The 24,600-nt window shown below is 40.7% G+C and carries 19 protein-coding genes and 1 tRNA gene; 18 read left to right on the top strand and 2 right to left on the bottom strand.

From position 1 onward, the window contains the following. Positions 1–357: 357 nt before the first annotated feature. From BLR27_RS12345 to BLR27_RS12300, 9 genes are all read left to right on the top strand, one after another. Complete coding sequence (locus BLR27_RS12345) at positions 358–1,719, top strand: hypothetical protein (protein ID WP_221406333.1); 1,362 nt, start codon at positions 358–360, stop codon at positions 1,717–1,719. Positions 1,720–1,884: 165 nt separating this feature from the next. Further along, the gene (locus tag BLR27_RS12340; RefSeq protein WP_221406332.1) at positions 1,885–3,252 is read left to right on the top strand and encodes a hypothetical protein; all 1,368 of its coding nucleotides are present in this window, start codon (positions 1,885–1,887) and stop codon (positions 3,250–3,252) included. A 238-nt stretch (positions 3,253–3,490) separates the two neighbouring features. Further along, a complete protein-coding gene (locus BLR27_RS12335; RefSeq protein WP_090705310.1) occupies positions 3,491–4,828 on the top strand; it encodes a hypothetical protein in 1,338 nt (445 codons plus the stop codon). Positions 4,829–5,040: 212 nt separating this feature from the next. Then, positions 5,041–6,291 carry a dipeptidase gene (locus tag BLR27_RS12330; protein WP_090705309.1) on the top strand — a complete coding sequence of 417 codons (1,251 nt, stop codon included), beginning with the start codon at positions 5,041–5,043 and terminating at the stop codon, positions 6,289–6,291. A 287-nt stretch (positions 6,292–6,578) separates the two neighbouring features. Continuing rightward, entirely contained in the window at positions 6,579–7,655 is a 1,077-nt protein-coding gene (locus tag BLR27_RS12325; RefSeq protein WP_090705307.1) for a sensor histidine kinase, read from the top strand. An 804-nt stretch (positions 7,656–8,459) separates the two neighbouring features. After that, positions 8,460–8,834, top strand: coding sequence for a hypothetical protein (locus tag BLR27_RS12320; RefSeq protein ID WP_090705314.1), 375 nt, complete (start codon positions 8,460–8,462; stop codon positions 8,832–8,834). Then, positions 8,831–9,712 (top strand): IS3 family transposase, encoded by an 882-nt coding sequence (locus tag BLR27_RS12315; RefSeq protein ID WP_143007743.1) that lies wholly within the window; start codon positions 8,831–8,833, stop codon positions 9,710–9,712. The genes BLR27_RS12320 and BLR27_RS12315 overlap by 4 nt, the downstream gene beginning before the upstream one ends. An 876-nt stretch (positions 9,713–10,588) precedes the next feature. Next, entirely contained in the window at positions 10,589–11,593 is a 1,005-nt protein-coding gene (locus BLR27_RS12305) for a type IV toxin-antitoxin system AbiEi family antitoxin (RefSeq protein ID WP_090705303.1), read from the top strand. Continuing rightward, the gene (locus BLR27_RS12300; RefSeq protein WP_090705301.1) at positions 11,593–12,366 is read left to right on the top strand and encodes a nucleotidyl transferase AbiEii/AbiGii toxin family protein; all 774 of its coding nucleotides are present in this window, start codon (positions 11,593–11,595) and stop codon (positions 12,364–12,366) included. The genes BLR27_RS12305 and BLR27_RS12300 overlap by 1 nt, the downstream gene beginning before the upstream one ends. 545 nt (positions 12,367–12,911) lie before the next feature. On the opposite strand, the gene BLR27_RS12295 is transcribed toward BLR27_RS12300, so the two are convergent. After that, complete coding sequence (locus BLR27_RS12295; protein WP_090705300.1) at positions 12,912–13,820, bottom strand: EamA family transporter; 909 nt, start codon at positions 13,818–13,820, stop codon at positions 12,912–12,914. A 418-nt stretch (positions 13,821–14,238) separates the two neighbouring features. Beyond that, positions 14,239–14,312, bottom strand: a tRNA-Ile gene (locus BLR27_RS12290). Positions 14,313–14,429: 117 nt separating this feature from the next. Between BLR27_RS12290 and BLR27_RS12285 the strand changes: the two genes are divergently transcribed. The 9 genes from BLR27_RS12285 to BLR27_RS12235 all read left to right on the top strand — a co-directional run bounded on the left by BLR27_RS12285 (position 14,430) and on the right by BLR27_RS12235 (position 24,534). Continuing rightward, a complete protein-coding gene (locus BLR27_RS12285; protein WP_090705298.1) occupies positions 14,430–15,734 on the top strand; it encodes a tyrosine-type recombinase/integrase in 1,305 nt (434 codons plus the stop codon). Positions 15,735–15,804: 70 nt separating this feature from the next. Then, positions 15,805–16,638 carry a hypothetical protein gene (locus BLR27_RS12280; protein WP_090705297.1) on the top strand — a complete coding sequence of 278 codons (834 nt, stop codon included), beginning with the start codon at positions 15,805–15,807 and terminating at the stop codon, positions 16,636–16,638. A gap of 179 nt (positions 16,639–16,817) precedes the next feature. Continuing rightward, entirely contained in the window at positions 16,818–17,276 is a 459-nt protein-coding gene (locus BLR27_RS12275; RefSeq protein ID WP_090705295.1) for a hypothetical protein, read from the top strand. 110 nt (positions 17,277–17,386) lie between these two features. Beyond that, complete coding sequence (locus tag BLR27_RS12270) at positions 17,387–19,174, top strand: hypothetical protein (protein ID WP_090705294.1); 1,788 nt, start codon at positions 17,387–17,389, stop codon at positions 19,172–19,174. Positions 19,175–19,568: 394 nt separating this feature from the next. Beyond that, positions 19,569–20,060, top strand: coding sequence for a hypothetical protein (locus BLR27_RS12265; protein ID WP_090705292.1), 492 nt, complete (start codon positions 19,569–19,571; stop codon positions 20,058–20,060). A gap of 553 nt (positions 20,061–20,613) precedes the next feature. Continuing rightward, positions 20,614–20,937, top strand: coding sequence for a hypothetical protein (locus tag BLR27_RS12255; RefSeq protein ID WP_143007742.1), 324 nt, complete (start codon positions 20,614–20,616; stop codon positions 20,935–20,937). Positions 20,938–21,780: 843 nt separating this feature from the next. Continuing rightward, positions 21,781–22,707 (top strand): hypothetical protein, encoded by a 927-nt coding sequence (locus tag BLR27_RS12245; RefSeq protein ID WP_090705284.1) that lies wholly within the window; start codon positions 21,781–21,783, stop codon positions 22,705–22,707. A 299-nt stretch (positions 22,708–23,006) separates the two neighbouring features. Continuing rightward, positions 23,007–23,990: a DNA cytosine methyltransferase gene (locus tag BLR27_RS12240; protein ID WP_090705282.1), complete on the top strand. Its 984-nt coding sequence runs from the start codon at positions 23,007–23,009 to the stop codon at positions 23,988–23,990. After that, entirely contained in the window at positions 23,941–24,534 is a 594-nt protein-coding gene (locus BLR27_RS12235) for an HNH endonuclease (protein WP_090705280.1), read from the top strand. The genes BLR27_RS12240 and BLR27_RS12235 overlap by 50 nt, the downstream gene beginning before the upstream one ends. Positions 24,535–24,600: the final 66 nt, after the last annotated feature.

Raw genomic sequence — 24,600 nt, 5'->3', positions numbered from 1 at the left:
TGATCTACAACAGACTGTTTAAATGATTCACTAAATGTTTGAATTAATTGATCCATAAGTTTACTAGTTATGTAAACCTATTTTAGGACAAGACAATCATATAAAATCTTATCCAGACATTAATGTTTCCCGAATGAGTGAATTTATCCCAAAATATTGCTCCAAACCTCATAGTATCCTCTCGCTATAAACTTCCCTATAGTTAAATAACAGATCATAGCGAGATGCTACGTACAGACTGAGGAGTAAATTGTGTAACAATTCCGAAGTCATTCAGCATTAATATTATAAGCTTTATAGATTTATAATGAATAACGGGGGCAGCATATTCCTTCCTGATCAAGTAAATTTGAATATATGGCAAAGAAACCTACCGAAATTACAGGCAGGGCGGTTGATCCATTCACTGCAAGCATGGAGTCGAACCCGACCTTAAGCCGGCGTGAAATGATCGGCGTAACCGGTATGTCCGGATTGGCGGCTTTGACCGGCATTTCAGCCGGTGCTGTTGCACAGACTCAGCAACAACGGCCTCGAATCGCCTGTCTTGTCAGCTATTGGGCTTTTACGAGATCTCATGCGGACTGGATCATTTGCAAGCTATTGGACGGTTATTGGTGGCAGGGAGCCCATACTCCTTCACGGGTGGACATTGTATCCGTTTACATTCATCAACTTGAAGAAAGCGGACTGGGTCAGAAAGTATGCAAAGCGAAAAACATTCCGATCTTTAAGACAGTAGGTGAAGCCCTTACGCTTGGTGGGACGGAACTTGCGGTGGATGGTGTTGTCATTATCGGAGAACACGGGAATTACCCAACTGATCTCAAGGGGCACTGGCTATTGCCGCGCTGGTGGATTTACAATCAGGTTATTCGCATTTTCGAGCAGAGTAAGCGCTCGGTGCCGGTCTTTAACGACAAGCATCTCTCCTACAATTGGGATGAGGCCAGGTGGATGTTTGACAAATCCCGTGAGTTGAACTTTCCCCTGACCGGGGGATCATCCATACCCAGCTACTTTCGCAAGCCAGAGATAGAGCTTGATATTGATACACCCATAAAGACATCGATAGTTGTCGGAGTCGCCCACGATGAAGGAGCCATTTTTCATTGTATTGATACGCTCCAGTGTTTTGTAGAACGCCGCAAAGGCGGCGAGACCGGCGTGAAGTCAGTGCAGAACATTAGAGGGCCTGAAACATGGAAGTGGGTTGAACGCAATCCCTGGGCCGGCAAGCTGCTGGAAGCGGTGCGAATAAGTTTGGACCTTAAGCCGGGTTACTTTCAGGAGAATAGAAGACCAAGTGTCCTGATCGTGGAGTATAATGATGGAACGAAAGGCGCTGTAATTTCTGGCCTGGAAGTGGGCTGGACTTACGCCGGCGAAATCGAAGGACGCAAAGAACCGGTGCTTGTATCTATGCTTGGAATGCCCGGTCCCTTTTCGCAGTACCATGCTGCCAACGCCCTGCCACACTGGATCACCGAGATGATGCTGACCAAAAAAGAACCATTCAATGCCGAGCGGCTGCTTCTGTCGACCGGGATCACAAATCAATTCAATGAATCAAACTGGGATAACGGCAGGTACTCTGCCATCGGACGGCGCATTGAGACTCCTTTCCTGAACATATCCTACCGCTCAACACGGGGACCACTCTTTAACAAGGGCGAACGGCCGCCGAACCGGCCCTATATACGGGGTTTTGATCAGTAGATCAAGGAGCAAAAAAAGGCGAAACCCTCAATTTCCATCAACCATATTTGTTACAAGACAAGCTGCATAATCATTCCTAATCATTGAATTATTGTTAATTTAGTTCCCGGATATAGATTAAACGACAAGGCAGCATATTCATTCCTAAACAAGAAATAAAACGTTATGGCAAAGAAACAACCGGAAATTGCATCAGGAGCTGCAGATTCCTTCCCAATCACTGAAATCATGGAGGCAAATCCATATTTCACCCGGCGTCAAATGCTGGGAATAACCGGTATGGCAGGTTTAACGGCTTTAGCCGGCAGCGCAGCTGCTGCTTTCCCTGGCGCTCAGCAAAGCCGACCTCGTATAGCAGTTCTCGTCAGCTACTGGGGTGCGACAAGATCGCATGCAGACTGGATCGTAAACAAGCTGATTGACGGTTATTGGTGGGATGGCGCCTACACTCCATCGCGGGTGGATGTTGCCTCTATTTATATGCATCAGCATGATGAAAGCGTACTGGGTCAGAAAGTAGCCAAAGCGAAAGGTATTCCGGTTTTTAAGACAGTAGCTGAAGCGGTTACGCTTGGGGGCAAGGAACTTGCAGTGGATGGCGTAGTCATAGTAGCAGAACACGGGGAATATGCAACTGACCTCAAAGGACACTGGCTATTGCCGCGCTGGTGGATCTACAATCAGGTTATCCGCGTTTTCGAGCAGAGCAAGCGCTCTGTGCCGGTCTTTAACGATAAGCACCTCTCCTATAATTGGGATGATGCGAAGTGGATGTTTGATAAATCCCGTGAGCTAAACTTTCCTTTAACAGGAGGTTCCTCAATACCGGTCTATTACCGCAAGCCTGAAATAGAACTCGATATCGATACCCCTATAAAAAATTCGATCGTGGTTGGAGGCACCGGAGATGAGGGAGCCATTTTCCATGCCATTGATGTACTTCAAGCCTTCGTTGAGCGCCGCAAAGGCGGTGAGTCGGGCGTTAAGTCGGTACAATCCATCCGCGGATCTGAAGCCTGGAAGTGGGTCGAACGCAATCCATGGGCCAGCAAGCTGCTTGATTCAGTGGCGAAAAATTTTGACTTCAAGCCAGGATATTTCCAGGAGAGCCCACAAACAAACATATGCGTCATAGAGTATAATGATGGAACAAAAGCGGCTGTAATTGGTGGTCGCGGTGTGGGATGGACCTATGCAGGTGAAATCGCAGGGAAAAATGAACCGACGATCATCTCGATGCTTGGATGGGCAGGCCCATTCGACCAATACCATGCCTCTAACGCTCAACCGCACTGGATCACAGAGATGATGGTGACCAAAAAAGAACCTTTCAATGCGGAGCGGCTGCTTCTGTCGACCGGGATTACAAACCACTACATGGAATCAAACTGGGAAGGCAGCAAGTACTCTGCAGTCGGACGCCGCCTCGAAACACCGGCCCTGAACATAAAGTATCGCTCTACAAGAGGTGCGCAATTCAGCAAGGGGGAAAGACCACCGGCAAGGCCGTATATTCGGGGATTTGATCAATAGGCAGGACGTCTGAGGTATGAGGTATGAGGTATGAGGTATGAGGTATGAAGTATGAGGTATGAGGTATGAGGTATGAGGTATGAGGTCTGAAGTATGAGGTATGAGACTTGAGACTTCGGTCTTCAGACATCCGACTTCAGTCTTCAGACTTCGGTCTTCAGACTTCTGACCTCAGACATCAGTCCTATAAAACAGTAACAAGAAACACAGACTAAAAAAACAAAATAAAATTGCAGCTATGGAGCCAGATTCACTTCCAATTAATGAAATTATAGAGTCAAACCCAATCTTCAGCAGACGTGAAATGCTGGGAATAGGCGGCATAGCAGGTTTGGCTGCTCTAACGGGCATCTCCACAGATGCTGTTGGACAGACTCAACAGAAAAGACAACGCATTGCCGTTCTGGCTACCTATTGGGGTGCTACGAGATCACATGCTGACTGGTTGGTAAACAAGCTGATCGATGGGTATTGGTGGCAGGGCGCTTATCATCCTTCCCGCGTGGAGGTTGTATCTCTTTACCTGCACCAGCATGATACAAGCTTACTCGGACAGAAAGTTGCTAAAGCAAAAGGTTTTCCGGTCTTTAAATCGGTAGCTGAAGCTTTGACACTTGGGGGTAAGGAACTTGCAGTGGATGGTGTGGTCATCGTTGCAGAACACGGCAATTACCCCACCGATCTTAAGGGGCATTGGCTCCTGCCGCGCTGGTGGATCTACAATCAGGTTATCCGCGTTTTCGAGCAGAGCAAGCGCTCGGTACCGGTCTTTAACGACAAGCACTTTTCCTACAACTGGGATGATGCTAAGTGGATGTTTGATAAATCCCGCGAGCTGGGCTTTCCTTTGACCGGTGGTTCCTTACTACCGGTTTACTACCGCAAGCCCGAGATAGAACTGGAAAATGACACGCCAATAAAGCACTCGATCGTGGTTGGAGCTACTCCGGATGAGGGAGCTATTTTTCATTGTATCGAATTGCTTCAAGCCTTCGTTGAGCGCCGCAAGGGTGGTGAGACTGGTGTGAAATCGATTCAATCCATCCGCGGACCTGAAGCATGGAAGTGGGTAGAACGCAATACCTGGGCAGGTAAACTGCTTGATGAAGTGGCGAAAAGTTTAGACCTGAAGCAGGGACACTATCAGGCGAGCCCCAGGACAAACATCTGTGTTATAGAATATAATGATGGAACGAACGCGGCTATAATTGGCAGTCAGGGATCAGGATGGACGTACGCCGGTGAGATTGAAGGGCGTAATGAGCCGACAATTGTCTCTTTACTTGGCTTCCCGGGCCCATTCGACCAGTATCATGCATCAAACGCCCAACCGCATTGGATTACCGAGATGATGCTGACTAAAAAGGAACCATTCAATGCCGAGCGTCTGCTTTTGACGACCGGGATTACAAACCATTATATGGAGTCAAACTGGGAAGGCAGCAAGTACTCTCCGGTCGGACGCCGCATCGAAACCCCTTTCCTGAATATGACTTATCGTCCTACACGGGGAGCACAATTTAACAAAGGAGAGCGGCCACCGGCACGGCCGTATATTAGGGGATTTGATCAGTAGGATCAGAAAGAGGTATGAAATTTGAGGTAGGATGTATGAAGTATGAGGTATGAAGCATCAGACTTCAGTCTTCAAACCTCAGACCAATGGAGCCAAGAACCATGATAATGTACTGCTAATTTAAAATTGGCAGTATTTCTTCAGACCTCAGTCCTCAGACCTCAGACAACACATAACACATAACTGACAACAGAATACAGAATACAGAATACATGAAACGCCGAGACCTAATAAAAAGCTTAACACTCCTTCCGCTAGCCGGGGGTTTTCCAATAGATTCCCTTTTTGCAACTCCTGTAACCGGAAATAAGGTGCCTTATAATTTTCAGAATAAACCAATGCCTGATCTGCATCGCAAAGCGTTTGTGATGGATGGACATACGCATGTAATGACCCGCGAGCTGTTAATGGGAACTGATATCGGGCAGCGTTATACGGATGGAAATGTCGATCTCCCAAGGGCCAGAGAAGGTGGTGTTGACGCGATGTTCTTTTCGGTCTATACGCCTGAACACTATTATCCCGGAAGGTTCGAGACAAAAAACACATTTCGTGTGGTGAACCTGGCATTGGACCAGATCAAAAACAATCATTCGCAGATCGAACTGGCGCTCAACGCTTCCGATATCCATCGCATAAATAAGAAAGGCAAAATGGCCGCTTTCCTCGATCTGGAAGGTCCCTGGGACATGGACGGAGATATAAACCTGCTCCGTGCTCTTCATCGCTTAGGTCTTAGATCCATTCAGCTCCCTGCACATAATACCACCAATGCATTTATTGATACCTGCAATGACGTCAGTCGCTGGGGTGGCATCAATGATCTCGGAAGAAAGATAATCCGGGAAATGAATGACCTTGGGATGGTGATCAATATCGCCCATGCATCTAATGATGCCATACTGCAAACTGTGGAGGCAAGTAAACATCCGGTGATCTACAGTCACGGAGGATTTTACGGCATCGTACCACATCCGCGCTGTATTACCGATGAAGCGGCAAAAGCTGTCGCAGCAAAAGGCGGAGTAATTGGTATCCACTTCGGTAGCCTCTTTAACAATCCTATTTACTGGAAATGGCAGCAAGGTCAGAAAAAATCCAACGAAACAAAGCCGGGCACAGTACAGGCTTCTCCCCTCAAGACCATTGAAGAAGTAGACAAGGAAGTACTTAAAGAGGTTCCATTGAGTTTCAAAGGAACCATCCCTGAAGAATATTGGATGCATGTAGATCAGCTGGCTAAAGTGATCGACTATGGCGTACAACTAGTTGGTGAGGATCACATGGCCCTGGGTTCTGATTTAGATGGCGGACCTGAACTGCCCCGCGAAATTAAAGACATCAGCGATTTTCCACAGATCACTATGGCGATGCAAAGGCTGGGTTATAGCGATCAACGAATCAAAAAGATCCTTGGTTTGAACTGGCTGAGGGTAATTCGGGAGGTAACGGAGGGGAAATGAGGCAAGGATAGAATTTAGGCGGAAGCCTGAACTTTTGAACCAATAAACTATTATCTCAAATCATATTTTAACGCTCAAACAAATCCTCTACATTTGTTATTCTGTACTCCTATCTTTTAGTGTATCTCTCTTATGATCAAAACGAACACAAATGCAGCATATGGATACTGTCGAAGATGACAAATTAATATAAGATCAATTATGGATCATTGTCATCTGCATATATTGCTATATCCTATCTTATAGGGTACAAAAGATTTACATTTCCGTTAGTGACATATTAAATTATGATTAGTCAAGATCAAAAAATTAAAAAACTCATTAAGCTTAATGATGAGTTGGAGAATTATTTCAGAAATACAATCATTCCGCAATTATTTGTAGATAGTGACTTGATTTTAAGGAAATTTACCCCTCCTGCCATGAAGCAGTTTTCATTAAAAACTGGTGACGTGGGGAAAAATATCGAAGATATTAAAGACAATTTCCGCTTTCATACTATCGTTGAGAATATTGAACAGGTCATCGATAGTAATGAGATACTTGAAAAAGAAATCCAAACAACAGATTTGAGGTGGTATCAAATGAACATTATACCCTATGTTATTACGAAAACTAAAAAAACTGATGGGGTTATTATAACATTTGTAGAAATAACAGCCAGGGTCAAAGACCTGGTTAACCAGGAAATGCTGATCGCGGATCATGAAACATTGCTGGACACGATATCTCATGATATTAAAGGGCCGCTCACAAGTTTGCTATTGACTACCAATCAGCTTAAAAAAGTTTCTACAGATAAGTCTAAAGCATTTTTAATGTTATTCAGAATTTTAGAAAGCTCCATTAAAAAAATGCAGGCTATTATAATGGAGTTGACAGATGCAGGCAAGTTGAAAGATAAATACAAAGTTGAGGAAGAGCTTTTAGATTTTGAAAATATCCTGGAAGATGTTCGTCTTACCCTGGCTGGAACAATTATGGAGTCCGGCGCGGAAATTAGTGTAAACATGAATGTGTCTCAGATATTGTATTCCCGAAGAAAACTAAGAAGCATAGTTTATAATCTGGTAAATAATGCCATTAAGTTTCATTCGCCGGATAAAACCCCTGAAATACTGATAACTACTAAAATGGAGAATAAATATGTCGTAATAACCATTAAGGATAACGGTATTGGCATAGATAAAACCAAACATAAAGAGATTTTCTCAAAATATAGCCGCGTAGGAAATACTGTCGAAGGTTCAGGTATCGGCTTATATCTGGTCAATGAAATTGTAACAAATTCGGGCGGCAAAATACTTTTGAAAAGCACTTTAGGCAAAGGTTCTGAATTTAGGGTTTACCTGCCTGCACATTAATTATTAGCAAGCCTGTACAAGCATAAAAGATATGTTTTTAGATTTCAATTGCCGTGGGATATGCCGGCAGAAATCCCTGCTCCCCTGTCCTGTAGAGTTCAGCGCAGCGTCTACGAATGCCAAATGAAGTGGAGTCTTCGGACTCCTGAACAAAAATTGATTTTCCAGTACAACACAAATCGTATCTTCTATTAAACACTAAGGCTGTGCTGGAGCCATTCAGCTTTCACCTTTTTGCTTTTCGCTTTCAGCTTTTTGCTTTGGAATTTTTAACTATAAAGTAAATTCCAACGAATCATTGAACGAGATGATTCCTATTCCAATACTTCTTCCTCCCTGGTGCAGCATAGGCTTGAGATCATTCATCAAAAATATTCATGGGCTTCGCCTCTACAATTAAAAATTTTACGATAAAATTTACCAGTCAAATTATCTTACCGCTCCTTCCCGCCCGGCAATCTTCAGCAGAAAAAAATCAGGATAAAAATTCTGATTTTTTGGAAATTTAGCTCAAGCCTTCCGCAACTCAGAACCCGGGAACTATTTCCCGATTTCAGGCTAAATTAAGACTGTCAGAGACAAGTTCTCAATCCTGATAGCCATGTTATTATTCAGACTGCAATATTTCAACAGAATCCTTTATTCATGCCTTAAAACGAAACAATGCCTTTCCAGCGAGTTGCTTCGAAAGAATATAGATTTTGTTTGGTCAATCAGCTAAAAATCACGTTTTTTCTTCATAACTCTGTCACGTACTAAAAAAGGTTTACAAAAAGCGAACAAATTATATAACTTATGTTCGCAATGGAAAAACCCAGGAAAGGAAGTAAATCAGGTCTTCCTCCTATTTATGAAGACGATTTTAAAATCGCAGTCGCCAGAGAGTATTTGACCGGGAAGTTAAGTTACTCGCAGTTAGCAAGAAAGCACGGTTTATCAGGCGAGCATACGCCTCGTTATTTTGTTCGTTGGTACAAACAATGGTTATTGGATCATGAACTTGATTCTCCACTTGGCCAATCAGATGTATTTACCCATAAAAGTTCTACTGAACTGGAAAGGCAACTTGCTGAAGCTAATCTAAAGATTACTGCTTTGGAAACGATGATTCGCATAGCTGAAGAGAGCCTGGGGGTCGATATTAGAAAAAAGTCTGGTACCAAACGATCTTCCAGGTGAAAAGGAATTACAGCAATATGCCTGTAGCAACCCTTTGCGGATTGTTTGGTAAATCAAGACAAGCCTGGTATGAGATGCAGAGCCGAAAAGAACAAAACTTATTACAGGAAGAACTCATCCTAACCTGGGTACGGGAAATAAGAAAACCTTTACCGCGTATAGGGGGTATTAAGCTGCTTGCTATGCTTGCTCAGCAATTTGAAGCGCACCGAATTGATATGGGCCGTGACAGTTTCTTCTCTATTCTTAAAAAACATAATCTTCTAATTCAGCCTAAACGAAGGTATGTATTTACTACCCAATCCTTCCACCATTATAAAAAGTGGCCGGATCTGATACAAAGAAGACACCCGATTAAATCAGAACAGATCTGGGTAAGTGATATTACCTATTTAAGAACAAAGAGTGGCTTTATCTATCTTTTTCTTATTACAGATGCCTTTTCAAGGAAGATTGTAGGTTACCATCTCAGTCAGAGCCTTAAGGCCAGTGGATGTATTACTGCACTCCATAAAGCCATGGGTCAACGGGAATATCCGGACAGGAAACTCATCCATCATTCAGACCGGGGAATTCAATATTGCTGTGATGCCTATGTGGATGTATTGCACAGGGCCCGGATCGAAATCAGCATGACCCAATCCGGAAGCCCTTACGATAATGCTGTTGCTGAACGGATCAATGGCATCTTAAAGGTGGAGTTTGACTTATACAGAGTCTTTGAATCTTATTCAGCAGCAGTGGATCCTGTTTGCAAAGCTATTAGTGCTTATAATACCCTAAGACTTCATTATAGCTGCGATCTTAATACCCCGCAGGTTACCCATAGCCGTGAAGCTAAAAGCCTCTCAAATGTCTTTTCTGACTATCTACTGTAAAGCTAAATCCGTATGATAAAATTAAGTGTAAACTTTTTGCCGTATGACTTTTATATTTGTAAACCTTATTCCGTAAACCGCTTCGCTTTCTGTAAACCTTTTTCCGTATAAGACACTCTTCGGAAAAACAGACCATTTCTTCGGGTGCGCTTCGGAAAGTGTTCGGAAAGTGTTCGGCTGGCCTTCGGCCTCGGTTCGAGCCTGCTTTATACCAGCTTCGACCCTGGTACAGATACTGTTCGCATGCGTTCCGACAGTCCTTTTGTGGAGCTTCGGCGGCAAACGAACAAATCCCGAAGAACTACCGGAAAACTGCCGGGGATTTGTCGAAGCTGTTACGAAGCTGTCTTAAATCTGGTATCCTTCTTCTGGCAGATTGTTTTAAAAATCCTGCAAATACTGTTTGAAATTTTTCGTTTTAGTTAAATTACTGATCCGGATAGGCTATCAGTTTTATACAATATATCTCAGGTATGCTGTTTAAGCACAGAATCTCCTATCTTCCGGAGAGTTCGTGCAATTACAATTATACGTGCAATTACAATTATATACAATCAAAAACAGAAATAAAATATTAATAATGAAGCCTTTAGGAAAGATTAATTTCGATGAGAGATAAGGAGTGCCCATCGTCTAAAGCTTAGGAAATTTTGATTTGATTGAATAAGCCGCCAAAGATTGAGCAATCAATCTAAATGCCATACAGAAACTTTACTGTGTCTTTTGCTGTGTCATTTACTGTGTTATCTCCTTAGTCACTCAGCCCAACTGCTACCTCAAAACTGCCATATCTTTAGTAGCGTGTATGAACGATTTGGAAATGAAGTCAATGTTCATTATTTTTGCGCGTTCACGTTACGTGAACAATACAATAAAATGAACACCAAAGCATATCATATCGGCCACGAAGCCCTCAACCGCTTTACCAAGCATACCGGTATTGCGGCAGAATTTTCTCCTACGCAGGGCGTGGAGCACTTTGAAGATGCAACCATCCGTTTTCAGGATCCGCGCTTCACCGATGTCTTTGACATGGAGATAAAAAACGAAGTCCGCAACCATCACTTGCCCGCGCTGCTAGACCTGAAGGAACGCAACAAGCGTCCTTACATCCTGATCGGGCAGACGATCTTTCCGTCTGTAAAAGACTACCTCCGCAAGAACGGGATCAACTATATTGATATGGCCGGGAACGCCAGCATTCAGACTGATCAGATAGTGATCTATATCGACGGACAGAAATGGCAGGACGAGACACACCCGATGCTGCTTAACCGCGCCTTTAGCAAAACGGGTTTGCGGGTGGTCTATTTGCTGCTGATCGATCCAATGGCGGTTAACTATCCTGTACGTTTACTGGCAGAGCTGACCGGGGCTTCTGTAGGCGGAGTGAACAATACCGTTACAGGCCTGCTGGCGATGGGTTTTCTGCGCAGGATCAATAAGACGACCACCCGCATTGATTTGAGGGAAACGCTGGTGGATCGCTGGATTAGCGGGTACCAGGAACGCCTGAAACCTGCGTTGCACCTGGGAAATTTCAGAATGAAGGGCGGCATGGAAAACTGGGAGCAGGTAAAGCTTGATGCAGGTAGTTACTGGTCCGGGGAGGCCGCTGCCTACAAAATGCGAAAGAACCTGTTCCCAAAAGCAGTGACGATTTATACGGGCATGGAGAAGCTGGATTTTATGAAACTTAACCAGCTGATCCCCCACCCCGAAGGCGAGATCACCCTGTACCAACGATTCTGGAACGGCCCGATTGGCCAGGCCGATACGCATCTTGCCCCAGTATTACTGACTTACGCTGACCTGACCGACACCATGGACCCACGCTGCATCGACGAGGCGCAGGAACTGATTAAAGAAAACAAGCTCTGATGCTGAAAGTAGATTTCAAACTACTGCGCAACGAAGCCTTACGCGATATTATTTTGGCGCTGGAAGAAGCCCTGGAAAAAATCGGGATCGATTATTACCTGATCGGCGCACTGGCGCGTGATGCCTGGTTCCAACAGGAAAAGATCGTTAGTCGAACGACTGCTGACGTCGACTTTGCCATCCTGGTACCGCAGAAGGAAAAATTCGAGGAGCTCAAAACGTTCCTTGCCCGGGAAAAAGGTTACGTGGAAACCAAAGGTAATTCCTTTGCTATGATCTCACCGGGGGGCATCACAGTGGACATCCTGCCCTTCGGTTCTATAGAGATTGATGAGGAGCTGAATAAGGCAAACGGCGAAGCCCAGGTTGTAACCAACGGTTTCAAGGAAGTCTTTTCCGCTGCGTTGGAGCAATTCGAATCCGAAGACGGGCAGTTGCGCATCAAGATCGCTTCCCTGCCTGGGATCGTACTGCTCAAACTGATCGCCCACCAGGACCGTCCGGAAATCCGGATCAAAGACCCCGGAGACATCCTGGAGATTCTTCACTATTATTTCGACTTGCATTCCGGCCTTATTTATGAACATCACGATAGTGTGTTTGACGACGAACAGCCGCTGGAAATGATCTCGGCACGTGTTATCGGGAGAGAGATTGGAAAAATCGTCTCGGAAAACCCTACCCTGCGTCAAAGGGTCAACACCTATCTGACCACTGAAATAGAAAAACAGGAAAATGGCTCATTGATCCGGCTGATGCAGCGCAGTACCTAAAAATATAACCAGGAAGAGGTCACGGCAATGCTAAGCGCAATAGTACGTGGAATGACCGAGGTGAAAGATAGGTAGTAAACGCCAAGTTTGCAGATACGTAAATGCGAAGACAAAAAGATATTAGTCCCACTATTTGAGTTCCCAGCTAAACAGGATGCCTCTTAGTTACTTTCACGACCGAAAAAATTTTTCTGAAGCTCGAAAATGGATACACCGGTTTTATTTTTTTTGATTTATCAGGTTGATGACCACTTTCATCATCATCTCTCTTTCGTCTGGTTCTGATAATGCCATTTTGATTGCTTTTAGCTGTAAATAAATGACAATAAGCATATTACAGCACTTTGTGCTACCTTAAAAGTAAAATTAAAAACAGCTAATCGGATTGGCAACTAAAAGCTTGATTTTCTTTGAGTTCGTTTGGAAAGGAATTATTAAAAAATAAATGAACTATTCGCAGGATCTTTGGTGCTATTTGCACTCTTTTGAATTAGTACTTCCTACACCCAAAGAATTCCCCTCCTATCGTTGCCTTTAATTCTATCTTAACTTCGCTGCCGAAAACCCGCTATTACTCCCCGTACCTGCTTCTCAAGCAAGCCAAAGATTAGTCCGCCCAATATGAATAAAGAAGCTAAAAGCTTCCAGTAAGGCAGTTCTTCACCTAAAAATAGTGCCGAACTCAGGAATCCAACAACCGGTACCATTAGGGTAAAAGGAACAACAACTGATGTAGAATAGGATTTCATCAGAAATCCCCAGGCACCATAACCAATATGTGTTGAGAAGTAAACAATATAAAATACAGCTGCTATGGCAGGCCATGACACATTTTGAAGGGAACTCAGGATAACAACCGGACCTTCAAAAAATAAGGAGATCAGAACCATCACCGGAAAGGCTGCCAGATTTCCCCAAACTACCAATGCGAGGGGCGATTCAGCATGGATCTTCTTGGTGAACATATTCCCTGCAGCCCAGGAAAAGGCGGCAAGCAACATCAGAATCAGCCCCAGAAACGTGCTTCCACCATTAACATTCACTGCCACAATCCCGATTCCGATGAAAGAGATCAGGGAGCCAGCGATTTTGAAAGGACTTGGCCGGTCTTGAAAGACCAAAAAAGCAAGACCAATTGAAAAGAAAACTTGAATCTGGAGAATAAGTGAAGCAAGACCCGGAGATAAGCCCAGATGGATTCCGGTAAAGATGAGTCCGAACTGCATCGCGAAATTAAAGAGGCCATAATATACGATCAGCTTTAGCGGGGCTTTAGGCCTGGGAATAAAGAAAACCCAGGGCAGGGCCGAAAGGCCAAATCGAATAGCACTTAACAGGAAAGGAGGAAAACTCTTTAGTCCGATATAAACTGCAACGAAATTGACACCCCAAATCAACACGATGGCAAGGACTAATAAAAGATGTTTTGGAGGTAAGTTTATCGTATTTCCCATTATTCTAATAAATTATAAGCATGATGAGTTTCTCTCTTAAATCATGCGCATTCCAATCCGGCACAACGTTCGTTTTGGATTTGATTGCTCTGTACGCCCACTTTGAGTTCCTTCCTAACGTTGGGAACCAGCCAGAGATAAAAAAACATGCAACCCAGCCTTTAAGCACCCACAGAGCTTCCCGACCTGACTCAGGGCCCAGCCGGGCATATAAAAAGCAATTGTTGTTTGCTTTTTTGTGCGACCACAAGGCTTCCCGACTTTTGTCGGGATAAACCTCTCACCCAGGTGGACATAAAAAAACAAACGCTGTTTGCTTTTTTGTGCGCCCACAGGGCTTCCCGACTTTCGTCGGGACAAGCTTCTCGCCCAGCCGGGGCTTAATGCAAAAAAGCAATCCTTTCGGATTGCTTTTTTGTGCGCCCACCTGGGCTCGAACCAGGGACCAAAAGATTATGAGTCTTCTACTCTAACCAACTGAGCTATGGGCGCTCTTTCCGCCTTGGGCGGACTGATTTGAGGTTGCAATTTTACGCAAATCCATTGGAATTCTAAAATTGAATTTGGGAAATATTCGAATTTGATCAAAAATCGCCATTTAAGAGGGATTTGAAGAGAAGAAATTCGGCATACAGCTACAAATTTACTGCGATTCCTGTAGCCTTAATCATCAACAAATTTAGCCGCAAACAACCTTATAGTTTCAAAAGTGAGACAAAAAGTGAGACAAAAGTGAGACAATATGAAATAAAAATAAGCTCTAATGAGAGCTTAAATCAACGAAGCTTTATATCAATTACAATTAACGGAAAGAGATACAAAGAATATACTGGAAATAAAATAAATCTAAACATAGAACCCAACAGGTCTGAAAACTTAAAAGAAAGGACTAAACTTTTAAAGCTGTTGGAATTCGAATTTAGAAAAGCAATAGAGGATGGGAGATATCTGAACGAAACAAACCCGATAATAAATATTCCTTCCATGGTAGAAGCTAAACCAGAATTACTATTGATCCAATCAAATCATATAGAAATAATGGATACAGCAAGAGTACTTCAGATTGCTCTAAATCAGAAGCTTTCAAATAACTTAAGTAAATTCTACCAAAGAAATTTGAAATATATGCATGATAATTTCATTGATTTTCTCACAGACGAGGAGCTTAAATCAGACATCAGGAACATTAAAAGATCGAGAATTCAGGCGTTTCTTACTAGATACAACTCTTCAGGAACATATTACATGAACAAAAGAAGGGATCTGGCAGTACTTTTTTCTCAGGTAAGTAAAGACCTTGAGAATAAGATGGTAGTTGTAAAGACTACTGACAAAATGAGAAGTAAAGCCAGCCTTCATAAGATATATAACCAGGAACAATTAAAGGCGGTACTGAAATATCTCAAGAAAGAACACCCGAACCTTTATTTATGCTGCTTGATCAGCTACGGATGCTTCCTAAGACCACACAAAGAGATAAGAAGCTTATATGGCCATCATTTTAAAAAGGATTGCACGGAGATACACCTTTCAGGTATGGAAAATAAAAGCGGACGAGTAAGAACAGTATATATGCCTGAATATGTCAGGAACGAAATTCTGCCGAAGGTTGAAAATTTAAAGCATAATGAAAATTTATTCACAGGTAGTGAAAACACCTTTAACGAAGCCTATTTTAATACAGCTTGGACCCGACAATGGTACAAAATGCATAAACTCGGGATAATAGAACCCAATCAGACAATTTATTCATTCAGACATACTGCTGCTGTCAATGTTTATAATAAATCCAAAGACATACACATACTACAGCAATTACTGGGGCACTCGGACATGATTGTTACGATGAAATATTTGAGAGGACTCGGGGAGTTAAATGGTCTTCAGTTTAAAGAATACCTACCGACACTTTAAATCCAAAAAATCCTGTCTTTAATAAGGGCAGGATTTTTTATTTACTAATATTGCAGCCTATATTTTCCATATGCAAACCTTTCTAGTTACCGATAAAATAGTACAAGGCTATTTAAATGAATTGGTACCCTCCTATTTATTAATGAACTTTTCTCCTCTTGATGAAATTAAAATGAGGTGTGAGATTGATGAATTAGATGCAGCCTCTTGGCATGAAAGGTTTGCCAAGAAAATTATTGAAAAAACACTTACAAAGTTAGAATCCGCAATACTCAATACTCGGACAAAGGTTAAAGTTCCTGCCGATTTGGTTCCAGAAATAACCCTTCTTATCTTCTATATAGGTGGCTCGAAATTCTTTGCAGTAAATGACCAAGTAGGGCAAGCGGTGATTGACGAGGCTATAGGAAATTATATTAAAGCCCACCGATTATTTAAAGAACAAAAACTAGATAGAATATATTTAGAGCTTAGAACTTCAAGTAAATCAGAAGTTATATTTAACAACTTAGCCCTTTTATACCCTTTACATGAAAAGGTTTTAAAAGCGATAGAGGAATCTTTAATGATTTCCACGGACAGCGATCTCTATAAAATCATTCATAATCCTGAGACTAAAAGCTCAGAATTGAAAGCTTTAGAGTTAAAGTACTCTACTAAACTATTGAGAATTGAAAAGTCAGTTCTCGCAAATGGTGCATTATTGCTATCCAGATACCTGAAAGAAGTTATTGGCATGCCTAATAAAGGCCATATGATCTCTGATGATCAGATCAAAATTATTTATAAAATATATAGCATTATGGATTGGGTTAATAGCAAAAGCAGGCCTAATCATGATAACCCCAACGGTTATATAAAGGTGTTCAGGAACTTCATTAGGGATAATCAAACATTGATCTAGCATTATTCTAACATTTTCAAAAATGGTCGGAATTTCACACCTACATTTCAAAATATCCGACCAAAACCCAATATAAATTTGTCGAAGACGAAGGGAAAGGAGGTGCACATCCTGAGCCCCTAGTTCGCAAGAGCACTCGCTTGCTGATCCAAGTGCTTAATAACAAAAATTTATATATTATGATTAATCAAAAAATTAAAAATGTTGAAACTGTAGATATCATTGATATCATTTTACAATCAAGAAGTGAAGAAGTAGCTGAAATAAAAGCGTTAGAGACAGATCTACCAGTAATAACTTCAGAAAGCTTTTTTACAGATAATATCAGTGGAGGTTTCGCAAGTAAGGAGGAATTCCTTAAACACATCAAGGCCTTAAATAGAAATGAATTGAAGGCTTTACAGACTGTCTTAGAGTACATGGAAAATAACGAAAAGTTAGATGTTCCTCCTTTTGAAAGTCTGGATAAAGAAGGAAGAAACTACCTGTGGTGTGTTAAGCGTGGCAAACTAGGAAACGCTGGCTTTAAACTGTTAACTTTTGGTAAACTGTCAACCTTTATTGGTATCTATCTTATGGGTGTGGTTAAAAGCTCTGTTACATTGACAGGTCTTCATAATGAAGCTAATAAAAAATAACTAATTCAAAGGGAGGCATTCGCCTCCCTTTTTTAAAACCTATCAATTTCTAAAATTATACTAACAGCGAGGCGCTGATCGTAATCGCCTTGCCCTAATAATACAAACTCATGAAAATCAAAATAGCTAAAAATCAATACCTTAAAGACATATTGACTGAAATTCCATCTAATAACATAGTATTCAAAACCCTTACAAATATTGGGGCTACCACATTAGAGATATCTGCTGAAAGAAATTCAATCATCATCGAGCCTAATGTCCCTGTAATTAAAGGGAAGAGAAGTCCAGGCATCCTGGGGATATATGAAGGGATTACAGTGGATCAAATTATTGATTATTTAAATGGTAATACCATATATAAAAAGATCTTAGTTACACCTGAATCGTTTTCAAAAATTAAAGATGCTATCGAATACACTAAATACAACTTGCATAAAGACTTCTTTTTACTTTTTGATGAATGTGATAGAACTATAAGAGATGCAGACTATAGAAAAGGAATAACCTTACCAATAAATGACTTCTTTCATTTTGAAAGTAAGGCATTTATCTCTGCTACCGCCTTAACTCCGTCAGATCCTCGGTTTGAAGAACATGGATTTAAACAATTAGCAATAGAACCGTCCTTTGATTATCTAAAGCCCATGGATCTTGTGACAACCAATAATGTTTATTTAAGCTTACAAAAGGTAATTGAAGCTAATCCCAGCAATAACTATTGCATCTTTTTTAACTCAACCTATCTAATATCTTCTATCATTAAAAGGATGGCTATTGATAATGATTATCAAGTGTTCTGTTCAAGAGATAGCGTATATTCTTTAAAGGCAAGTGGTTTTAAAAATGCTTCAGAACATTTAACCGATTACAAGAAGTTTAACTTTTTTACAAGTCGCTTTTTTACAGCAGTTGATATGTTCCCGGAAGTAAAGCCAGTAATCATTATGTTAACAGATCTAGTAGCAGCTCCTCATTCCATGATTGATCCTAATACGGATGCAGTTCAAATAATTGGCAGATTCAGGAAAGGTTACGATAAGGTAATCCATATAAGCAATACAGATACTCAAATATCACCCAAAAGTGAAGAGGAGATTATAGCTTATCTTCAAGGGTGTGAAGAATCTTACACAGTAATAAAGACTTTAGCTAAATCAGCAACAAATCCTGGAGCTATTGATACTTTGAATGAAGCCCTAAAGTTAATCTCATATGCTAATTATCTTAACGAAGATGAGAGCAAGAACCATTTTATGATTGATAACACTTTTCTGGAGGAGAAAATAAAAAACTGCTACGTGACGCCTAATAACCTCTTTTTATCCTATAATAAGAGTAAACATTTTAAAGTAAATCATACAGATGAAGAATATCCATTGAGTGATATAAACGATAAATTAGTGAGTGGGGTTTGCTTTAAAAAGGTTGTTAAAGTAGTAATTGAGGCTTTAAATAAGATATATGATCAATCTACTCTCTTTAATTTTGATAATGATAATAGAAATACTGTGCTAAGTGAACTTACTAAGCGTTTTCCGGAAATCGTATCTGCCTATAGTACCTTGGGACCAATCGAACTTGCAAAGGTTGGTTACTCTAAAGGACAAATTAAAAAAGCCATTCAACTAAAGAATGAGAAGGACGGTAAATCCAATTTTAAATTTCTAAAGAGCTTACAGAATGAGTTTGAGGATGGATTAACGGATTCCACAGTTAATTTAAAAACTAAACTTGCCAAACTGATTCTTAAGCACAATTTAGATCTAAAACCTGAGATCAAATTGTTAGAGGAGTTCTTTGTTTTAAGTAAGCGTAAAACTATCAGACTGGATAAGGAGAATAATGAAGTCAAGGGCTACACATTAGTCAGGTCTAAGTTTACTAGGAAGAAATAATGGGACAGTAAACTATTTGTTTATACCCCTGAATTTTTACTGTCCCAACATTCAGTACTTCAAAGCCTTGGTTTAGCAACCAGGGCTTTTTCGTTTTAAAATTTATATATATATAAAAAATAGAAGTCCAAAAATCACACCGGGGGTGGGCTCTTTCCATGCGGGGTCTTACAAACCAAACCCCTCTCCCTGAGTTGAATGAAAAGAGAATTAACTCCTATACTATATAACACATAGTGTCCCCCACTAGAAATTAAAATTTCCCATCTCCCCCAACCCCGAAGTAAAAACTCTTCCACCACCTCTCCAAATAAGCGAATTCCTGTCATTCTCAGTACACTAACAAGTAAATCATCCTGTTTACAGGTAATTATTAACCATTTATCCCAAAATCATGACCGTAATAACACAAGAAAAAAACGAAGTAAAGATTCAACAAGATCTGAATGCTAGAAACAAAGCTGTTGAGAAAGCATTCCACCAAATCACTAAATCTGCAAAACTCTTACTATTATCCTTTGAAGCTCCCAAGTATAGAACCTCCATTCAGGTGAATCATGCTAAAAGCGGTAAGGAAACAACATTGGTAAGTGAATTCATCTGCCACTTTTTTAATCTAACATTAGCTACAAATAGGGTTGGATATAAAATGATCTACTTTGCATATGATTCAGAAGCTCTATCAAAGTTTGGACCTCGCCTCTATAATAGAGTGCTGAGAGTTGTCTTTAAACATTCCATGATTGAAGCTTCGAAGATTAATATTGAAGATTCCATCAGAGTAAGCTCAGAAGCAACGGAAATTCAGAAGTTCTTTTTAAACCGATTAGCTAATGGTGGAAATGACTTCATAACCATTGAAGTGGAAGCTAAAGCGGAAAATTAATTTAAATGCCTGCCATTCGGTGGGCATTTTTCATTCTTACCTTATTTACTATGATATACTTCGAATTTTATAGCTTCATAATACCTAAGATGGTATTAGAATTTAACTACATTGGAGGGGTTGAACAGTTCAGGCTCCACCTACCTAATCATTCATATCTGGAAGATAACCATTTAGCAAGTGCGAGGTTTCTTAGAATAAACGAAATAGACCAGTTTTTAATCCTCGTAGAAGAACAAGGATTGCATTATGACAAAGAGCAGAATTATTCGAATGACTTTACTGTGATGAGCTGGATTGGTCTATGGTGGCAAGCAGATTGGCTACATATAGAGGTTTACAGATGTTTTATGAGAGGATGACAATAAGGCTTACTTTGGTAAGCCTTAAATTAAATCTCAATCTCTCAAAAGATTCAAATTATTTTATAGATTAGGGCTTTAACTAAAACTAACTAAATTTAAAAATTTTAAACAATTTCCTTCAAATGAAAAAAATATTACTACTCCTCGTCTTTCTTGTGACATACTCATCGGAAAATTTTGCACAAACAATGAAGGTTACAGATGTCGATAGCTCTGATGATAAATCTTATGATAAAGCTTCACAAGCATTAGGAAAGACAATAACCATGAAATTTTACGACAACAGCGTTACTCTTACTTTTCAAGGAGACAAGACGCCGATAAACCTGAAGAAGTATTCAGAGACTCAATACCGTAGAATCGAAAAGAACCCTCATTCTGAATTTGTGATGACACTGGATATAAAAACGACTTTCGGCGTGATAAGTTCAATAGAATACCTTGTAGAAGTAAATCCCAATTCTACTTCAGGAAATAATAAATGGGGTAAAATGACAGCTAAACGATTTTAACGATGTATGAATATATATGCTGGATAATAGCTATCATAGTTGGAGCGGTTATCACATGGCAATTTATGCCTCACGAGTCCTTTTATGATCTAGTGAAGTTTTTGGTTGTTGGTGCGGTTATCAGCAGTCTAATTAACCTTGCGATGGTTCTCTTCTTAATCAAAACCGGAATCATAGAAGACAATTAGATGGAGACTTGCTTCCAGAAAATGAAATGCGATAATAAGTGCAATCCCAAACTCATCCCTTTCCTCACTTTAGTGGCTTAGAGCAAGAAAAGGGATGGTTTGGTCTTCGCTGGTTCGGTAAATCAATTTCAGTGCTTTCCAGTTCTGGTAGTGCTATTTGCCCATCACACAAGCCAAAAGCAGGAAATATGGCACTCCGCAACGGTTATTGCTAGCATGAATATCGCCAGATCACGTTCGTTAATAGCGTTTCACGGCAATTAACTTCACTATGCACCCCACACTTTTATCTTGGGTTAGTCACCCAGGATAAACCCAACACACTTGCAATCTGTCATTCTTCATGCCTCAGCAAAAAAGTTGCTGCGTAGAAGCTCCTAAATCTTTTATAGGATTGCTACGCTAATATCCTATAAAATCTCCTCGCTTCTCTAGTGTGGCTCACCATGCGGTCAGTTGGGCTACGTGCTTTCATGGCTTTTGAGATCCCCAAACACAACCTCTTTAATCAAAAGCAACGCCAGCACTTGTGTGAAGAACATATCCCAGAATCGCTTTGCAAGCTTTACTCCTGGGACCCGCCTTCCATTCGCATGGTTGGTTCGCTAAAGGTAGACCTATTTGGATGTGTTCTTTAAGTTATTATATTTAGTGAATGTTGTTTAAAGATATTCTCGATAAAAAAACGCAAGAATTAAGTAAACTGTTTGACACGCTACATGGGCTTGCAGGGAAGAATCAAACACATCCAGGAGATTTGTTACTAGTTCATAAAAATGCTTTTTTCAACCCAAAAGTCCTTACTTGGGATAATATTCCTGAGAAACTAAGCCCTTATGTGATTGGCCCAAACCATGAAGGACATTCAGCTCATACGCATCATGATTTTATTGGTGAATACATCAAGCAAAACCTCAGCACTACTCCTTATGAAGAATATCTCCAAAAACAGATATACAGTAAGGAAAGGAAGGATGAGATAAATAAGTTGCAATTTGAAGAATCCATTTCAATCCAGATTGAAATGTTGATATACATAAAGATTTGGGAATCTGACAACTTTATTAAGCAACTCTATGAGATAGTTACACTTCTAAATGGAGAACCCTATAATTGGCATTTTAAAATTAAGGAAACAAATAGATCTGCAGAAGGTACAGGAACTCGCGAGAACATCATTCGTATAAAAACTAGAGATAGGATAAAGCATATTATTCCAAAATTATATGATTCATTCAAAAGAACTTATAAAACTCAAATCAGAAATTCAATAGCCCATTCCCAATATTCCATATTAGGAAGAAACATAAATCTAAATAATAAGATAGAAGGTGATGCAGCCCACCCTTTGAGAAATATCTCTTTTGATGAATGGGTTGATATATTTCATGAAACTATTGTAATCTATTCACAACTTCAAAGGATAATGCTTGAAGTCAACATAAATTACGCGCACATGTCAATGGAATTTGATAAGCAGATAGAAGTCCGAATTAATCGAAAAGACCCACTTGAGGAAGTTCAATATTTAAATTTGCATTATAGATCTGCGTTTCATGATTGGGGATGGTACAAGGAATAGCTTAATTTCCCATATATAATTGAAACTATTTAGGGTAATAATAGGGAGATTTTTTGTCGGTTGTCGTAAGAGTAAAGTTTTAAAAAGAATTCTCCCTTCTTACTAATCTTCAAAAAACTTGCACTTCCACATAGATCGCAACCGGCATTCGTTTCTTTCATTCTACCGTAGCTCTCTCCTACTCTCAACTCGCAGGAGCGGCTCGCTATTGATGTCGCTGGCTTCTTTTAATATACGATTAGCAAGGTGAATACCCGTTTGGATTTTAGCATCTACAAAAAGAAATTATATTTGCACACATGTCGAAGAAATATACCTCAATTGAAATATGTGCTGGAGCAGGGGGACAAGCAATCGGACTTGAACAAGCGGGTTTTCACCATATTGAATTGGTTGAAATTGAACCACTTGCCTGTCAAACTTTAAAATTGAATCGACCCGAATGGAATGTAACTCAACTAGACGTTAGAGATTATACTGCGATTAACTATAAAGATATAGACCTATTGGCAGGCGGTGTTCCCTGTCCTCCTTTTTCAATAGCTGGGAAGCAGTTAGGTAAAGATGATGAACGTGACTTATTCCCAGAAGCATTGAGACTAGTTAAAGAGTGCTCTCCTAAGGCTGTGATGCTGGAAAATGTAAAAGGAATACTCTCTTTAAAATTTGAGGATTATAGAAATCAAATAATAAGTGAACTTGAACGGTTAGGCTATAAATGTTCTTGGAAACTAATCAATTCATCTGATTACGGAGTGTCTCAATTAAGGCCCAGGGCCATACTAGTGGCTTTAAAGCACCAATATTTTGAATATTTTAAATGGCCTGAAAAGAATGGGTTAGATCGTCCATCCGTCGGGCAATTATTGAACAGGGAAATCAGTTCTTTGGGTTGGGATTCCACGGATTGGGTTGAAAAAGCCAATGGTATTGCACCTACTTTGGTCGGTGGTTCAAAAAAACATGGAGGTGCTGATCTCGGTCCAACAAGGTCGAAACAAGCTTGGGCTGAAATGGGAATTGATGGGAAAGGACTTGCTGATGCCCCCCCTTTATCTGATTTTAGCGGTATGCCGCGTTTAACATTGAAAATGACAGCCCTAATTCAAGGCTTCCCAACTAATTGGAATTTTGTCGGCAAAAAAACTCCTGCTTATAGGCAGGTTGGTAATGCGTTTCCTCCGCCAGTAGCTAAAGCGGTAGGGGATTCAATCATAAGTGCATTTAAACAATATGAGAGAAAAAACACCAAAAGGGCAAGGCTCGAGATCGAAACTTCGTGATTATTTGAACGAAAATGTGGGTATTGTAGTTGATTCAAATACTTTAAGGGACGTTGCAGGTGTAAGCGAATGGGGACGTCGTGTACGAGAATTAAGAAATGAAGAGGGTATGAATATAGTAACCCACAATGATCGAAGTACGCTTAAACCAGGGGAATATATGTTGGTAGATCTTAAACCAATCCCGGCATTTGCGAGAGGAATCTCAAAAGAAACCCGTGCCTTTGTGTTGGACCGAAACGGATTCACTTGCCAAATGTGCGGTGCGGTGGCGGGCGAACCCCATCCTTATGATGCAAACCGAAAAACCCGATTACATATCGGGCACACCATTGATAAATCAATGGGAGGTACAGATGATTCAAGAAATCTGCGTGCTATCTGTTCAGTGTGCAACGAGGGGGCTTCTAATCTAACACTAAATCGTCCAGATGCGATGAAACTACTAATGCAAATAAGACGCGCGCCTTCGATTGATCAACTAGAAGTTTTAAAATGGTTGATTACAAAGTTCCCCATACAGGCTAAGGATTTATCGAAGTAGAGAAAGATAAATATTTAGTTAGAGTTTACTTGGCAATGAGAAGCTTTGAAACTAACTTAATCGAAT

It is taken from the genome of Daejeonella rubra (genome assembly GCF_900103545.1).
GTDB classification, from domain to species: Bacteria; Bacteroidota; Bacteroidia; order Sphingobacteriales; family Sphingobacteriaceae; genus Daejeonella; species Daejeonella rubra.
The sequence above is the reverse complement of the archived record's forward strand: the minus strand, read 5'-3'. Positions and strand labels throughout refer to the sequence as shown.

What these genes read in the sequence shown, in the direction of transcription:
- BLR27_RS12345 (WP_221406333.1), top strand. Translation starts at nt 358, where the DNA reads ATGGCAAAGAAACCTACCGAAATTACAGGCAGGGCGGTTGATCCATTC.
- BLR27_RS12340 (WP_221406332.1), top strand. Translation starts at nt 1,885, where the DNA reads ATGGCAAAGAAACAACCGGAAATTGCATCAGGAGCTGCAGATTCCTTC.
- BLR27_RS12335 (WP_090705310.1), top strand. Translation starts at nt 3,491, where the DNA reads ATGGAGCCAGATTCACTTCCAATTAATGAAATTATAGAGTCAAACCCA.
- BLR27_RS12330 (WP_090705309.1), top strand. Translation starts at nt 5,041, where the DNA reads ATGAAACGCCGAGACCTAATAAAAAGCTTAACACTCCTTCCGCTAGCC.
- BLR27_RS12325 (WP_090705307.1), top strand. Translation starts at nt 6,579, where the DNA reads ATGATTAGTCAAGATCAAAAAATTAAAAAACTCATTAAGCTTAATGAT.
- BLR27_RS12320 (WP_090705314.1), top strand. Translation starts at nt 8,460, where the DNA reads ATGGAAAAACCCAGGAAAGGAAGTAAATCAGGTCTTCCTCCTATTTAT.
- BLR27_RS12305 (WP_090705303.1), top strand. Translation starts at nt 10,589, where the DNA reads ATGAACACCAAAGCATATCATATCGGCCACGAAGCCCTCAACCGCTTT.
- BLR27_RS12300 (WP_090705301.1), top strand. Translation starts at nt 11,593, where the DNA reads ATGCTGAAAGTAGATTTCAAACTACTGCGCAACGAAGCCTTACGCGAT.
- BLR27_RS12295 (WP_090705300.1), bottom strand. Translation starts at nt 13,820, where the DNA reads ATGGGAAATACGATAAACTTACCTCCAAAACATCTTTTATTAGTCCTT.
- BLR27_RS12280 (WP_090705297.1), top strand. Translation starts at nt 15,805, where the DNA reads ATGCAAACCTTTCTAGTTACCGATAAAATAGTACAAGGCTATTTAAAT.
- BLR27_RS12275 (WP_090705295.1), top strand. Translation starts at nt 16,818, where the DNA reads ATGATTAATCAAAAAATTAAAAATGTTGAAACTGTAGATATCATTGAT.
- BLR27_RS12270 (WP_090705294.1), top strand. Translation starts at nt 17,387, where the DNA reads ATGAAAATCAAAATAGCTAAAAATCAATACCTTAAAGACATATTGACT.
- BLR27_RS12265 (WP_090705292.1), top strand. Translation starts at nt 19,569, where the DNA reads ATGACCGTAATAACACAAGAAAAAAACGAAGTAAAGATTCAACAAGAT.
- BLR27_RS12255 (WP_143007742.1), top strand. Translation starts at nt 20,614, where the DNA reads ATGAAGGTTACAGATGTCGATAGCTCTGATGATAAATCTTATGATAAA.
- BLR27_RS12245 (WP_090705284.1), top strand. Translation starts at nt 21,781, where the DNA reads ATGTTGTTTAAAGATATTCTCGATAAAAAAACGCAAGAATTAAGTAAA.
- BLR27_RS12240 (WP_090705282.1), top strand. Translation starts at nt 23,007, where the DNA reads ATGTCGAAGAAATATACCTCAATTGAAATATGTGCTGGAGCAGGGGGA.
- BLR27_RS12235 (WP_090705280.1), top strand. Translation starts at nt 23,941, where the DNA reads ATGAGAGAAAAAACACCAAAAGGGCAAGGCTCGAGATCGAAACTTCGT.